Raw genomic sequence first — 13,723 nt, 5'->3', positions numbered from 1 at the left:
ACATGCGTATCGCGGAGACAATTCTCGACCTGGTGGGACAGACGCCGCTGTTGCGCCTGAAGGCGCTGGAGCCGGCGGGCGGCGCTGAGATCTGGGCCAAGCTGGAGTATCTGAATCCCGGAGGCAGCGTAAAAGACCGCGCTGCGCTGGGGATCGTACTCGATGCGGAGCGACGCGGCGTGCTGCGGCCCGGCGGCACCATCGTCGAAGCCACGGCAGGCAACACGGGAGTCGGACTGGCACTGATCGGCGTCAACCGCGGCTACAAGGTCGTGCTCTTCGTCCCGCAACAGTTCGCCGAAGAAAAGTGCATGCTGATGCGCGGCCTGGGAGCGACCGTGATCCGGACGCCAGAGGCCGAAGGGATGAAGGGCGCAATCCAGCAGGCGATCGACTACGCCCAATCGACCAAAGGGGCCTTTACCGCGCTGCAGTTTGAGAATCCCGCGAATCCGGACTTTCACGAACAGACAACTGCGGCGGAGATCTGGGAGCAGATGCAGGGACGGGTCGACGCCTGGGTCTCGGGTGTCGGCTCTGCGGGTACCTTCACCGGCGTCGCGCGGTTTCTGAAGAAACGCTTGCCTGACATTCTTTGTGTGGCGGTCGAGCCGCAGGGCAGCATCCTTCAAGGCGGAGAGCCAGGTCCGCACAAGGTGGAGGGTATTGGCGTCTCCTTCCTCCCCGCCACCTTCGATGCCGCGGTCTGCGATCGCGTGATTCGAGTGATGGACCCTCCGGCCTTTGCAATGGTCAAACGATTGGCCGCAGAAGCAGGTGTTTTTGCGGGCTCCAGCGCAGGAGCCATGATCTGTGCCGCCATCGAGGTTGCCGCCGAGTTAGGTCCAGGGAAGCGCGTCGTAACTTTAATTCCGGATTCTGCCGAGAGATATCTCTCGAAGGGGCTTCTGGGTTAGAAGGAATTACCAGAGAGGATAAAGATGGAGCAGAAACGAGGATTTGCAACAAGGGCAATTCATGACGGGCAGGAGCCGGAGGGTCTGACCGGCGCCGTCAACGTGCCGATCTTTCTGACCTCAACGTATCAGCAGGAGGAGATCGGCAAGAACAGGGGCCATGAGTACGCCCGGCTGACGAACCCCACCCGCGATGCCCTGGAGGAGAGTCTGTGCTCGCTCGAAGGCGGTACCAGCGCGCATGTCTTCGCCTCCGGCATGGCGGCGATCACGGCGATGCTGACGATGATGAAGACGGGCGATCACGTGGTCTGCTCCGATAACGTCTACGGCGGAACGCAGCGCGTCTTCGACAAAGTGCTGACGAACTACGGCCTGACTTTCACCTACGTGGACACCAGCGTGGCGGAGAACGTAGCGGCGGCGATTCGTCCCGAGACGAAGCTGGTGCACATCGAGACCCCCACGAATCCGATGATGGCGATCACGGATATTCGCGCAGTCGCCGATATCTGCCATGCCCGGGGCGTCGAGTTGAGCGTGGACAATACCTTCCTGTCGCCATATCTGCAGCAGCCGATTGCACTGGGAGCCGACATTGTGATGCACTCGACAACGAAGTTCCTCAACGGTCACTCCGATGGCCTGGGGGGCGTCCTGATCTGCACCAAACCGGAGCAGGCGGAACGCTTCCGCTTTGTTCAGAAGTGTACCGGCGGCATCCTCTCTCCCTTTGAGAGTTACCTTCTACTGCGCGGCGTAAAGACGCTGGCCGTCCGCATGAAGCAGCACGATGCCAACGGGCGCGCGGTCGCCGATTTTCTTCATGGCCACGAGTCGGTGAAGCAGGTCTTCTATCCCGGCCTGAAGGACCATCCGCAGCACGAACTGGCGAAACGTCAGCAGACGGGCTTCGGCTCGATGATCTCGATCGAGCTGGGCTCGCTGGAGCGGGCGAACGAGTTCGCCAAGCGCCTGAAGCTGGCGTTCCTGGCGGAGTCACTGGGTGGCGTCGAGACGCTGGTGTGCCATCCGGCGACGATGACGCACGCGGCGGTGGGAGCAGAGGGCCGGGCAAAGCTGGGCATCACCGATGGCCTGATGCGAATCTCGGTTGGAATCGAGGACGTTGAGGACATCATTGCGGACCTGGGGCAGGCACTGGGCGGATAATTCCAGATCAAAACAACACAAAAGGCTCCCGCGAAATGGGAGCCTTTTGTGTTGCAGCGCGATCTTACTTCGTGCAGGGGTGGTTGTGGTCAGCATGACCGCCCTTGGCCTTGGCGTCGGCTTCGGACATGTATTGGCCCTGCTTCGTCTTTCCGTAAAAGGTCGTGCCGGGGCAGTGATAGACCTTGGATTCCGAGTTGAACCAGACCATTCCGGGTCCTCCGCCGGGTGCCTGGGCAACGGTTGCGGCGCGGGCAGAGGGAGACATCTTCGCAGAGGCAGCGGCGGGGGCGGCTGGAGCAGCTGGCGTAGCCTTCGGTGCCGGAGCAGGTGCTGGGGCCGGGGTTGCTGCCGGTGCAGAAGTGGCTGTCTTGGCTGCCGCAGGAGTCGCCGCAGACGCTGCATACCATTCCTTGATGCCCTGGTGCCCGCGGCATGCGCCGCTCTTCGAGGCTGCCTGGGAGTAAGTTCCGTCTTTGCAGACTCCGGTTGCGCCTGCGGGCGGAGTCTGGGAGAGGGCAGCCGGTACGAACAAAAGTGCGAACGCCGAAGTCAGAGTTGCCAAAGCTGTTTTTTTCATCGGAGGATCCCTTTCCATTTCGCGAGTCGTGCGATACAGTTGCGGCCTAATGCTACCGCCGTTCCATTATGGTGTCATTCACAGAAAAGCAGTGATGCCTCATAAAAACCCGCCGATAGAGACTAAATACTAGAAGGATCGCAGGCAGAATCAGCCTAGTTACCCATTTGTGGTATGGAAGCACCCGCTTAAGCTCCCCTAGGCTGTGAATAAAGCTGGAGGCAAGGCCAATGCAGGCATCAACTTTTCTGAACTGGCGAAGCAAGTCTGACCCCCGCCAGGAGTTCGTATGGTCTCCCCGCACTGAGAACTTCTTTGAACGGCATCAGGTAGGACAGGTTCTGGGCGGTCTGGTGATGTCCTCCCTTTTGTGGGGACTGCTGGCCGTCGGCGTCTACGCCGTGTACTCGCTGGTGCTGGGAACCATCTAAAACGGTCCGGCGTCAGCCCCCCGCAAAGTATCTGCTGAGAGTGTCCTGTGGATCGCGCAGGAAGGATTTCTGCGCTCACGGGTGCGATAGCATCCTACAGTGATGCCCCTTGCAACACCCACTGGCTACTGGGTTGGATTTCACCTCTTTGTCTTTGCCCTGATGGCGCTGGAGTACTTTTACGTACGAGCGCAGCGGCAGCGTTATGGCGCAGCGCAGGTGCTCCACTCCACCTCGGTGGCGGCAACCTGCCTTTGGATCGGCGCTGCTCTTGGATTTGGGCTATTTCTCTACCGGGCGATGGGGGGAGAGGCGGCAACGCAGTATCTGGCGGGATATGCGATCGAAGAAGCCCTGTCGATCGATAACCTGTTCGTCTTTCTGCTGTTGTTTCGCGTCTTCCGGGTTACGGAGGCGAGCCAGCCGCTGGTCCTCTTCTGGGGTGTCGTGGGCGCCATCGTCATGCGCGGATCGTTTATCGCTGCCGGCATCGGCCTGATGAGCCGCTTCGAATGGGTCAGCTATATTTTCGCCGTCGTGCTGCTTATCGCTTCGGTCAAACTGGTCCTGCCGGAAAAAGAGAGCACCACCGAAGAGCTGCCGGGATGGCTGAAGTGGATCGCACGCCTCCATCCTGTGAGCCTGCGGCAAGATAAGTTCCTGGTACGAGAGAATGGGCACCGGATGATGACCGTGCTGTGCCTGGCACTGGTGGCGATTGAGGTGACGGACCTCGTCTTTGCCATCGATTCGATTCCGGCAGTGTTGTCCATCACGCGGCATCCGCTACTTGCCTATACCTCGAACATCATGGCCGTGATGGGTCTGCGGTCGCTGTACTTCCTTCTGGCCCAACTGTTGAAGCAGCTTGTCTTTCTGCACTATGGACTGGCAGCCGTGCTGGCGTTCGCAGCCGTGAAGATGCTGATCGCACACATCTACGAGATCAGGCCTCTGATGTCGCTGGCAATTGTCATAACGATGCTGGCGATCACGATCCTGGCTTCGCTGGCAAAGAGGCCGGTCAAGGCGGCATAGTCCTGTCGGAGGTCGAGGCTGCTCCTACGCGCGCATCTGAAGTGCGCAGAAGCCGTCGCTAATCGTTGGGGACGAAGGTGAGGTTATCGACCCTCATGATGGAGTGACGAGCCATCTCATCGCGTAGCGGAAAGTCGTTACGGTAGTGCGCTCCACGGCTCTCCTGGCGGCCCAGCGCGCTGACCGTGATCAGGGTGGCGATGGCGTGCAGGTTGCGAGCTTCGATGGCCCGGCGGGTGAAGCCGCGAGGCATCGTGGCAGCCAGCGCATCGAGCGCCCGCTGCATGGCTTCGAGGCCGTTGGCGTCACGGAGAAGACCGGCGTACTTCCACATATTGATCCGCAGATCATCGATCCAGCGCTCAATATCCGTCTCTGGAGTCGCTCCCTGGGGCATCGCCGCGAACGAACTGTGAGCCTGCTTGAGCGAAGGGATGCGCGTGGAGTCGGAGGTCATGGCATCGGCAGCGAGCGCGCCAAAGACCAGGCCTTCGAGCAGCGAATTGGACGCGAGCCGGTTGGCTCCGTGGACGCCGGTACAGGCGGCCTCACCCGCGGCGTACAGGCCGGGGATAGAGGTCCGCCCGTGGATGTCGGTAAAGATTCCGCCCATCAGATAGTGGGCCGCCGGACGCACGGGGATCAGATCACGATTCAGCGCAAGGTGGTATTGAGCGAGGAAGCGGGAGATCCCGGGAAAGCGCGCCTGCAGATCCTTCCCAACATGACGCATGTCGAGATATACGGGACCGTCCATGCTCTCTACCGTGATGGCACGGGCGACGACGTCGCGCGGGGCAAGCTCGAGCAGCGGGTGATAACGCTGCATGAAGCGCTCTCCTGTCGAGTTGACCAGGTAAGCGCCTTCGCCGCGGAGAGCCTCGCTCATGAGAAAGCGCGGGGCGTTGGTCTGCGAAAAGGCCGTGGGATGGAACTGGTAGAACTCCATGTCCGAGACGGCAGCACCGGCGCGGTAGGCCATCGCGATTCCGTCACCGGTGGCAACGGCGGGATTCGTTGTATCCGAATAAACCTGGCCTGCGCCGCCGCTGGCGATCAGAACGGCAAGAGCGTAAACCGCGAGAATGCCTCCTTCGCCATCGAGCAGCGTGGCTCCCGCGACGCGACCGGAGTTGAGGATGAGGTCGATACCCGTCGTCCACTCCAGCAGCCGGACATTGGGAAGAGAGCGGACGTGGCGAAGCAGCGAGACGGCGATCTCCTTGCCGGTCGCGTCGCCGTTGGCATGCAGGATGCGCGAGCGGGAGTGAGCACCTTCGCGGGTGAGCATCAACTGGCCATCTTCGCGATCGAAGGCCGTTCCCCAGTCGAGCAGCTCCTGCACGCGGCGAGGGCCTTCTTCGACGAGAACCTGTGCCGCCTCCGCGTTGACCAAACCATCCCCAGCAGCCACCGTATCTTCAAGATGCAGCGCGACATCGTCTTCGCCGCCCATGGCGACAGCGATGCCTCCCTGGGCGTAGGCGGTGTTGGATTCGGCGAGTTCTTCCTTGGTAACGACGAGAACCGAGCCGGTGCGGGCAAGACGGATGGCTGCGCTTAGGCCGGCGATACCGGCACCGATGACGAGAAAGTCGACATGCTGGGATGTGGGATCACGAACGAGGTGATCTCCAGGTGCTTCATTGATCGGCACTACAAGGTCCTCACCTCTCATGCTAACCGTTTCAAAGGAGGATCAGTGCAGGGGCTTAACGATAGGATGAAGATATTGTGCCTGTAATCGCCCTCAAAACTCCCAGCGCCAGTTATGACATCACCATCGCCTCCGGTCTGCTTAAAACGCTTTCCCAGAGGCTGAAACGGCTGAAGGCCGGCAAGCCGTACCGCGTCTTCATCGTGACCTCGCCGGAGATCTGGAAGCTGTGGGGCAAGCGCGTGCTGGCGTCATTCGGCAAGGAGCAGCCGACGGTGTTGTTCCTCCCCGCAGGTGAGCGGCACAAGCGCCTGCGCACGCTGGAGTCGCTGGCCGAGCAGATGGCCGAGGCAGGAGCCGACCGCGATGCCCTGCTGGTAGCATTTGGCGGCGGCGTCATAGGCGACCTGACGGGATTTCTGGCAGCGATCTACATGCGCGGCGTTCCTTACGTGCAGGTTCCGACGACGCTGCTGGCCCAGGTGGACTCTTCGGTCGGCGGCAAGACGGGATCGAACCTGGCGGCGGGCAAGAACCTGATCGGAAGCTTTCATCATCCGTTAGCGGTGCTGGCGGACACGGACGTTCTGGCCACTCTGCCGAAGGCGGAGCTGCGCGCCGGTCTGCAGGAATCGATCAAGGCTGGCGTGATCTACGACGCAAAGCTGTTCAGCTATCTCGAACGCAACGCGGATGCCGTCCTCGCCGGAGACGTCAAAGCACTGACTCACGTTGTGGCAGCGAGCGTTCGCGTGAAGGCCGATGTCGTCTCCAAGGACGAGCGCGAGAACGGCCTGCGCATGATCCTGAACTATGGACACACGCTGGGTCATGCCATTGAGGCAGCGACGAACTACAAGCAGCTGCTGCATGGCGAGGCGGTTGGCTGGGGAAGCATCGCCGCGACGGGTCTTGGATGGATGCGCGGTATGGTCAGCGAGAAAGAAGCGGAGAAGATCATCGCCCTTATCCTGCGTTACGGCCCGCTTCGCCCCTTCCGCGCCAGGGCGGACAAGCTGGTGGCCCTGACGGGCAGCGACAAGAAGAACCGCAGCGGATCGCTGAGCTTTGTGCTGCCGAAGAAGATCGGTGTCGTCGAGATCGTTCGCGATGTAACGAAGGACGAGATGCTGGCGGCAGCCGAATGGATGATGGCTCTGATGAAGTCGGAGTCCTCGCTCAAGACCAAAACAAAGACAGTGAAGAAGAAGGCCAGATGAACGTGATGGCAGAGCGACACGAGCACGAAATCTCGACCGGCGCGCGTCCCGTGGGCGCGACGACCGAGACGTCGGCTGCGGAGAACGTGCAGCGGATGTTCGACTCGATCGCTCCGAAGTACGATCTGCTGAATCATGTGCTGTCCTTCGGCCTCGACGGCTGGTGGTGGAGGCGCGCGGCGGGAAATTTTCGCGATGTGCTGCAACGGCCCGAAGCAGTCGTACTGGACCTGTGCTGCGGTACGGGCGACATGGCGCTGGCGTTGATGCGCCACAGGCCCAGGCATGCAGGCGAGGCGCCGCTGCTTGCGCTGGACTTCTCTCACGAGATGCTGGCTCGCGGCAAGCAGAAGTTCGCATCGCACAACATCATCGCGATCGAAGCGGATGCACTGCATCTTCCGCTTGCGGATAACTCGGTGGACCTGATCACCTCGGCGTTCGGCTTTCGCAATCTCGCCAATTACGACGAGGGGCTGCGGGAGCTGTACCGTGTGTTGCGACCGGGGGGACAGATCGGAATTCTCGACTGCAATCAGCCCGAGGGCCTTGTCGGCATCCTGTATAACCTGTACTTCAAACGCGTGCTGCCGAAGGTTGGCGGCCTGATCTCAGGCGATGCGGGAGCCTATACGTACCTGCCTGCCTCCGTGGAGCGCTTTCCGCGGCCGAAGCGAATGCTGGAGATGATCCGGGAGGCAGGCTACCGTGACGCTCGCTGGACGGGATACACCTTCGGTACCGCTGGATTATATCGGGCGACAAAGCCTTAGCTTACTGACCGCCAGGCAGAATCTCTTCTTCATAAAACCGGTCATGCGAGTGTATTGACGAGCATGTAGGATTGAGGCGCGATGAGCTACACCACCATCCCGGAGAGCCCGACCGCAACGAACGCAGCGAAGCGTTCCGCGGCGCTCTTCTCCGTGCTGGCCGCATTTGGCATCACGGTGCTGAAGTTTCTGACGGGCTGGCTCACCGGATCGCTGGGCATGCTGTCAGAAGCCGCACATTCCACGGTCGATCTCGTCGCCGCCGGCATCACGCTGTTTTCGGTGCAGGTCTCCGATCGTCCGGCAGACGATACGCACAACTACGGCCATGGCAAGGTCGAGAGCCTGTCGGCGTTCATCGAATGCGTCCTGATGCTCGGATCATGCGTATGGATCGTGACTGAGGCCGTGCGGCGTATCCTGCTGCGCGAGCGGCTGACGCTCACGTTCAGCATCTGGCCGTTTGCGGTTCTGCTGCTCTCGATCCTTGTCGACTACACCCGAGCCAGGAAGTTGCACAAGACAGCCAAAGAGCATGCCAGCCTTGCGCTGGAAGCGGACGCCATCCACTTCAGTACGGACATCTGGTCATCGGCAGCAGTTCTTGTTGGGCTTCTTGCAACCTTCATCGGAAAGCGATGGGGTATCCAGGGGCTGGAACTGGCTGACCCGATCGCAGCCCTCGTCGTGTCGGGGATCATTTTAAAAGTCGTCTGGCAGCTTGGCCGCAAGACAGTCGATGCCCTTCTGGATGCAACACCGGAAGATGCACGCGATGAGATGCGGCGTGCCCTGATGCGGGACCTGACGGCGATCGATGGCGTGGTTTCGGTGAGCCGTCTGCGCACCCGGCGTTCCGGCGCGAAATACTTCGCCGATCTGTCTCTTGGTCTGGCTCGCAACCTGACGTTCCAGCGCGCTGAACAGATCTCGGCGGATGCGACCGGTCTCGTGGAGAGGCATCTGCCCGGAGCCGATGTCGTTATTCACACCGTTCCGATGGCTCCCATCGCGGAGAGCGTTCACGACAGCATCCGCGCGGTAGCGGCACGATGGAACCTGACGATTCACGATGTCACCGTGCAGCAGTTCCCCCAGGGCCTGCATGTCGATCAGCATCTCGAGGTCAATGAGGAGATGCCGCTCAAGCAGGCGCACGACCTTGCGACAAAGCTGGAGAGCGCGATCATGCGCGAAGTGCCGGGGGTCTCGTCGATCCTGACGCATATCGAGAGCGAGCCGGCGACGATCGAACGGCCGGAGTCCCAGGAGCATAACCGCCAGTTGGAAGCTCGTTTGCGCCAGGTTGCAAAGGCGTTCCCGGAGATTCTGGACACCCATGATGTGATGGTGACGCGGAGTGGTCCGCACCTGAAGATGAGCTGCCACACCACGATGCGGGACGACCTGCCCATGGCGAAGGTTCACGAGATCATCACGGCGCTCGAGGGTGCGTTTAAACTGGAGGCACCCGAGGTGGACCGCCTTCTGATCCACCCCGAGCCGGAGACGGATAACAGGCGATGATGGTGCGGATACGAATTGTGAAGTGGCGCGCGATCCGGCGCTTCTTCAACCTGGTGCTGGGCGGACTGGCCATGATCACGGTCGCGATGATCTCGGCCTTCCTGGCCATGCGTCTGGCGATCCATGGCCGCGAGGTGAAGGTTCCCGACCTGTCGCATATGACCATCTCGGAGGCCAGCCGGAAGGCCAGCTCCATGGGACTGCGGCTGCAGCTGGAGAACAAGTTCTACTCTCCGAACACGCCTGCGGGCCAGGTGCTGGCACAGTTCCCTGCTTCCGGTACCGTGGTGCGGCGGCAATGGCCAGTGCGCGTGACGGAGAGCCTGGGCAGTCAGCAGGTTTCGGTACCGGACCTCTCCGGGCAGGGCGAGCGCTCGGTCGCGATCAACCTGAAGCGCGTGGGGCTGGAGCTGGGCACCGTCGGACAGATTGCAGTCCCCGGTCCTGAAAACATCGTCGTAGCGCAGACTCCCCCGCCGAATGCCCAGGGGATCGATCGGCCACGCGTGAGTGTGCTCATGAGCCAGTCCTCCGATGCTGAGACCGACTCGTTCGTCATGCCCTCGCTGGTAGGCCTGACGGTCTCGACCGCCTTCGCTCGTACCGGTGCGGCTGGTCTGCGAATTGTCAGCGCCGAAGATGTAACGCCCACCGCGGCGCCCGCTCCTGTATCGAACCAGCCACCAGTTGTAGTCGCTGCTCTCGGACCTGGAATCGTCTCGGCACAGAGCCCGCTGGCAGGTCACCGAGTGACCAAAGGCGACCTCGTAAGACTCTCCGTGATGCACTGAAACACGCACATCTTCTTCAGCATGTGCTTCGAAAACGCGCTACGTCCTGCGCTGGAAGAGTGCGGCGAAGAAGCCGTCTCCCGGATGCGTGCCCGGCATGGTGCGAAGGAAGTTGCCGCGGGTAGCCGTGGTCAGCGGCTGCATCAGCTCTCCCCGGGCATGAAGCTGATCGAGTAGAGGTTGCAGCGGGAGCACACTCACGGTCTTCTGCACCGAAGCCTTCTCCATGACGGCCTCCACGACGCGTTCACACTCCTCCGGCTCCAGCGAGCAGGTGGAGTACAGCAGGCGACCACCGGGTGCAAGGAGCGGGAGGGCAGCAGCAAGGATCTTCTGCTGCCGCGAGGCGTGGCGCGAAAGATCAGCAGGCGTGAGCCGCAGCCGAATCTCCGGATTGCGCGCAAGCGTGCCGGTGCCGCTGCATGGAACATCGCAGAGGACGAGATCGTAGCCGTTGAGCTCAGGCGGAGGTACAGTGGCGTCCACCTGCTCGGAGACGATGTTCGTCGCTCCAGCAGTTTCGAAGCGCTTGCGCATGGAGGCAAGGCGCCGCGGACTGATATCCGTCGCGAGAATCTCCCCTTCCGGGTAACGGCGGGCAAGGATCAGCGTCTTCCCGCCGGGGGCAGCACAGGTATCCCAGATTCGTTTGGCGTTGGAAGAGGCGACCGCGGTCAGCTCGGCGACCAGACGTGAACCATCGTCGATACGGGGCAGCGCATCATCTTCCGCAAAGAGCACAGGCGCGGAAGGCTCTGCCTGACCTGCCTCGCATATCTTGATGGCAGCAGCACGGCCGTAAGCAGCGACCCAGCGCTCCACCAGCCACTGCGGATAGGAGAGGCGCTGCGCCAGGGCAGCCGTCGATTCGTGCAGCGGCCGACCGGGAGCCTTCTGACGCGTCAGGTTGCGCAGGATCGCATTGACCATACCGGCGGCATGAGGATGACCGCTCTCGCGGGTCAGCTCGACGCTTTCGTTGAGGGCAGCGTGCGCCGGGATGCGGTCGAGATGCAGCAGCTGAAACGCACCGAGGCGAAGTGCAATCGCGACAGGCTCAGCCAAGCGTTGATCGGGTCGCTGCAGCAGGGGCTGAATGCGGGCATCGAGCGCGATCTGCCAGCGCAGTGTGCCCATGACCAGCGTCGTCGCAAGGTTACGGTCTTCGGGAGACAGTCCGGCGGTGTGGGAGGAGTGCAGGAGATCGTCGCTGTTGCCCTGATTAGCTGCAACCTTCGCAAGGATCTCAAAGGCGGCCACGCGCGCCGGGGAGATGTTCTTTGAATTGGGGTTCTGTGTCGACAAGGGAATCTCTATCAAGTCTATCGCTGCCGAGGGTATTGCAACGGAGCTTAGTTCGCTTTGCGCCAGGCTCCGGGCGTCAGGCCGACGCGCTGGCGGAAGCTGCGCACGAAATTGACCGGGGAGTGGAAGCCGGTCATCTGAGCGATCTCCTGCACCGGCCAGTTACGGGTGCGCAGCAGGTATTTGCTGCGATCAATACGCTGATCGAGCAAATACTGGTACGGGGTTGCGCCGGTTGCTGCGCGGAAGCCCCGGGCAAAGTGAAATGCGCTCAGACCGGTCTCCCCGGCGATCTGCTCCAGACGGAGATCAGAGGCCAGATTAGCCGTCATAAACTCCATGGCACGCCGCAGAAGGGGCACAGGAAGGCCTCCCTGAACCTCTGCCGGAGAGACAGGATGGACGGCGTAGCGTCGCACCAGCTGGCTGATGAGACCCGCTGCCGTGAGGTCGGCGTAGAGACGACCCAGCGGCCATCCCTCCGCCGCCTGATGTCCCATATCGGCGATCAGACGCTCGAGGGCAGCGTCACGCAGCGACCAGTTCATGATGAACTCCGGCACCGGCGCGCCGGCCTCCTCCGCGATCTGGTTCATCCACTCCGGTGAGAGGGTCAGCAGCAGGCGGTTAGAGGCCCCCTGCCAACGGATCCTGTCGCGCGTACCAGCGGGGACGAGCAGCATGGAGCCGGGTGACGTCCGTTCCAGCGAGTTCCGACCGCCGGACCACCACTCCATCGCGTCGTCGCCGCTGGTCTGCAGGTGGAGGCAGAGCTCCCCATGCTCGTGTTCGGGAATTTCGATGGCGGCGACAGCATGCTGCTCCAGCAAGATGCCCTGCCAGGGCTGGCGCATCTGCGGCGAAGCATGATGACAGGCAGGAAGCAGCGGCACAATGTGGTTGTCCCGAAGCACGGAGATCCGGCCCTGTTCCTGGCTGCTCACCCTCTTAGGATGCCCCGGCGCAAACAACCGGCGCAAACTTCCCCATGAGCCTCCTCCGCTTTATCGCAGGAATTGCATATCCGGCGAGGGCGGGAGACGCATTCTTAAGAGTGCAGAGATTCAGGAGGATGCGATGAGAAAGCTATCGGAACTCGTAAGTGAGGGATTTATCTGGAGCGTAGGCATTACACGCCCGAAACCGGGCAAAGAGCGTATCGCGGCGATCTACATCACCACGGTGCTGTGCGCCACAATTCTTGGAGCGGTCAGCGTCTTCGCTTTCTTGCTGAGCCACCTGTAATCGCTACTCGCCGAGGCGGTCTCCCGAGGAGATCTGGAGGCCACGCAGCATCTCTGCTGCACTCATGCGACGCTTGCCTTCCAACTGCACCTCATCCAGTTCGAGAACAGTCGCATGACCGCAGCCGACCAGAAGCCTGCCCTCATGCAGATGGACGATCCCGGGGGCAAGCGGCGTCTCATGGGTGGCAGGACGCAGACGGTGGGCGATCAGTTTTTTGCCGCTCAGCGTGGTATGAGCTCCAGGCCATGGCTGGAAGCCGCGCCAGCGGTTATGAATCTCGCGGGCAGTCAAATTGAAGTCAATGCGCCCGTCGTCGCGGGTGAGGATAGGTGCATGGGTCGCGACGGCGTGATCCTGCGGCTCGGGAAATAACTCTTCCGCTTCGAGACGGCGAAGCGTCTCCACCAGCAGCGGCGCACCAACCTCGGCAAGATTCTCGTAGACATCCACCGCGGTCTCTTCTTCACCGACAGGAACAGCCTGGGCCAGCAGCATGGGGCCGGTATCCAGTCCCACATCAAGACGCATGGTCGTAACCCCGGTTACGATCTCGCCGTTGGCGACGGCCCACTGGATGGGAGCGGCGCCGCGATACTTCGGGAGCAGCGAGCCGTGGAGATTGATGTTGCCGAAGCGAGGCAGATCGAGCATCCACTGCGGAATGATGCGTCCATAGGCGACGACGAGAATGGCGTCAGGGGCAATGGACTCGAGCTCGGCGCGCAGATCAGCGTTGTTCTTGATCTTCTCCGGCTGCATGACGGGGATACCGTGCGCCTGTGCTGCCAGCTTGACGGGAGGCGCCTGCAGTTGCTGCGCCCGGCCGACGGGGCGGTCCGGCTGCGTGAGCACGAGCGCAACCTGGTGGCCAGCGGCGATCACGGCTTCCAGAGCAGGGACGGCGAATTGTGGCGTTCCGCAGAAGACGAGTTTCATCACTGTTTAGAGTAGCCGAGGTACAGACGGGATGCTGAGAAAGCAAAGCTTATGCAGTGTGCCCGCAATAAGAGAAGGGCTTCCCACGTAGCTTCCAAGGCACCTTGGCGGTAAAGCCTGTGGGCTA

At 61.6% G+C, this 13,723-nt stretch carries 14 protein-coding genes; 9 read left to right on the top strand and 5 right to left on the bottom strand.

Annotated features, from left to right (window positions below):
• The first annotated feature begins 2 nt into the window (after nt 1–2).
• A complete protein-coding gene (locus tag PW789_RS05540; RefSeq protein ID WP_299372649.1) occupies nt 3–917 on the top strand; it encodes a PLP-dependent cysteine synthase family protein in 915 nt (304 codons plus the stop codon).
• A gap of 24 nt (nt 918–941) precedes the next feature.
• The gene (locus tag PW789_RS05535) at nt 942–2,090 is read left to right on the top strand and encodes a PLP-dependent aspartate aminotransferase family protein (RefSeq protein WP_299372646.1); all 1,149 of its coding nucleotides are present in this window, start codon (nt 942–944) and stop codon (nt 2,088–2,090) included.
• A gap of 64 nt (nt 2,091–2,154) precedes the next feature.
• Here the strand turns inward: PW789_RS05535 and PW789_RS05530 are convergent, their stop codons facing one another.
• Nucleotides 2,155–2,655 carry a DUF3761 domain-containing protein gene (locus PW789_RS05530; protein ID WP_299372643.1) on the bottom strand — a complete coding sequence of 167 codons (501 nt, stop codon included), beginning with the start codon at nt 2,653–2,655 and terminating at the stop codon, nt 2,155–2,157.
• A gap of 245 nt (nt 2,656–2,900) precedes the next feature.
• On the opposite strand from PW789_RS05530, the gene PW789_RS05525 reads away from it, so the two are divergent.
• Entirely contained in the window at nt 2,901–3,101 is a 201-nt protein-coding gene (locus tag PW789_RS05525; RefSeq protein ID WP_299372640.1) for a hypothetical protein, read from the top strand.
• Between the two features lie 102 nt (nt 3,102–3,203).
• Nucleotides 3,204–4,139, top strand: a complete 936-nt coding sequence (locus PW789_RS05520) for a TerC/Alx family metal homeostasis membrane protein (protein WP_299372637.1) — start codon at nt 3,204–3,206, stop codon at nt 4,137–4,139.
• 58 nt (nt 4,140–4,197) lie between these two features.
• Here the strand turns inward: PW789_RS05520 and nadB are convergent, their stop codons facing one another.
• A complete protein-coding gene (gene nadB, locus PW789_RS05515) occupies nt 4,198–5,817 on the bottom strand; it encodes an L-aspartate oxidase (RefSeq protein ID WP_299372634.1) in 1,620 nt (539 codons plus the stop codon).
• Nucleotides 5,818–5,873: 56 nt separating this feature from the next.
• Between nadB and aroB the strand changes: the two genes are divergently transcribed.
• The 4 genes from aroB (at nt 5,874) to PW789_RS05495 (ending at nt 10,107) form a co-directional block, all read left to right on the top strand.
• Nucleotides 5,874–7,016 carry a 3-dehydroquinate synthase gene (gene aroB / locus PW789_RS05510; protein WP_299372631.1) on the top strand — a complete coding sequence of 381 codons (1,143 nt, stop codon included), beginning with the start codon at nt 5,874–5,876 and terminating at the stop codon, nt 7,014–7,016.
• A complete protein-coding gene (ubiE, locus tag PW789_RS05505; RefSeq protein WP_367182481.1) occupies nt 7,013–7,789 on the top strand; it encodes a bifunctional demethylmenaquinone methyltransferase/2-methoxy-6-polyprenyl-1,4-benzoquinol methylase UbiE in 777 nt (258 codons plus the stop codon). Before aroB ends, ubiE begins: the two co-directional genes overlap by 4 nt.
• Nucleotides 7,790–7,870: 81 nt before the next feature.
• Nucleotides 7,871–9,316, top strand: coding sequence for a cation-efflux pump (locus PW789_RS05500; RefSeq protein WP_299372628.1), 1,446 nt, complete (start codon nt 7,871–7,873; stop codon nt 9,314–9,316).
• Nucleotides 9,317–9,333: 17 nt separating this feature from the next.
• On the top strand, nt 9,334–10,107 hold the full coding sequence (locus tag PW789_RS05495) for a PASTA domain-containing protein (protein ID WP_299372625.1): 774 nt from the start codon (nt 9,334–9,336) through the stop codon (nt 10,105–10,107).
• A gap of 39 nt (nt 10,108–10,146) precedes the next feature.
• Here the strand turns inward: PW789_RS05495 and PW789_RS05490 are convergent, their stop codons facing one another.
• Together PW789_RS05490 and PW789_RS05485 are read right to left on the bottom strand one after the other, a co-directional pair.
• Complete coding sequence (locus PW789_RS05490) at nt 10,147–11,412, bottom strand: transcription antitermination factor NusB (protein ID WP_299372622.1); 1,266 nt, start codon at nt 11,410–11,412, stop codon at nt 10,147–10,149.
• Between the two features lie 47 nt (nt 11,413–11,459).
• Nucleotides 11,460–12,392, bottom strand: coding sequence for a helix-turn-helix domain-containing protein (locus PW789_RS05485; protein ID WP_299372619.1), 933 nt, complete (start codon nt 12,390–12,392; stop codon nt 11,460–11,462).
• Nucleotides 12,393–12,489: 97 nt separating this feature from the next.
• On the opposite strand from PW789_RS05485, the gene PW789_RS05480 reads away from it, so the two are divergent.
• On the top strand, nt 12,490–12,657 hold the full coding sequence (locus PW789_RS05480) for a hypothetical protein (protein WP_299372616.1): 168 nt from the start codon (nt 12,490–12,492) through the stop codon (nt 12,655–12,657).
• Nucleotides 12,658–12,660: 3 nt separating this feature from the next.
• Here the strand turns inward: PW789_RS05480 and fmt are convergent, their stop codons facing one another.
• The gene (gene fmt, locus PW789_RS05475; protein ID WP_299373518.1) at nt 12,661–13,596 is read right to left on the bottom strand and encodes a methionyl-tRNA formyltransferase; all 936 of its coding nucleotides are present in this window, start codon (nt 13,594–13,596) and stop codon (nt 12,661–12,663) included.
• Nucleotides 13,597–13,723: the final 127 nt, after the last annotated feature.

Origin of the sequence: Edaphobacter sp. (assembly GCF_028283685.1) — a bacterium.
GTDB lineage: Bacteria > Acidobacteriota > Terriglobia > Terriglobales > Acidobacteriaceae > Edaphobacter.
This window is presented reverse-complemented; position numbering and strand designations above follow the sequence as displayed.

Coding starts and splice junctions, on each gene's coding strand:
- PW789_RS05540 (WP_299372649.1), top strand. CDS start 3: ATGCGTATCGCGGAGACAATTCTCGACCTGGTGGGACAGACGCCGCTG.
- PW789_RS05535 (WP_299372646.1), top strand. CDS start 942: ATGGAGCAGAAACGAGGATTTGCAACAAGGGCAATTCATGACGGGCAG.
- PW789_RS05525 (WP_299372640.1), top strand. CDS start 2,901: ATGCAGGCATCAACTTTTCTGAACTGGCGAAGCAAGTCTGACCCCCGC.
- PW789_RS05520 (WP_299372637.1), top strand. CDS start 3,204: ATGCCCCTTGCAACACCCACTGGCTACTGGGTTGGATTTCACCTCTTT.
- nadB (WP_299372634.1), bottom strand. CDS start 5,817: ATGAGAGGTGAGGACCTTGTAGTGCCGATCAATGAAGCACCTGGAGAT.
- ubiE (WP_367182481.1), top strand. CDS start 7,013: ATGAACGTGATGGCAGAGCGACACGAGCACGAAATCTCGACCGGCGCG.
- PW789_RS05500 (WP_299372628.1), top strand. CDS start 7,871: ATGAGCTACACCACCATCCCGGAGAGCCCGACCGCAACGAACGCAGCG.
- PW789_RS05480 (WP_299372616.1), top strand. CDS start 12,490: ATGAGAAAGCTATCGGAACTCGTAAGTGAGGGATTTATCTGGAGCGTA.
- fmt (WP_299373518.1), bottom strand. CDS start 13,596: ATGAAACTCGTCTTCTGCGGAACGCCACAATTCGCCGTCCCTGCTCTG.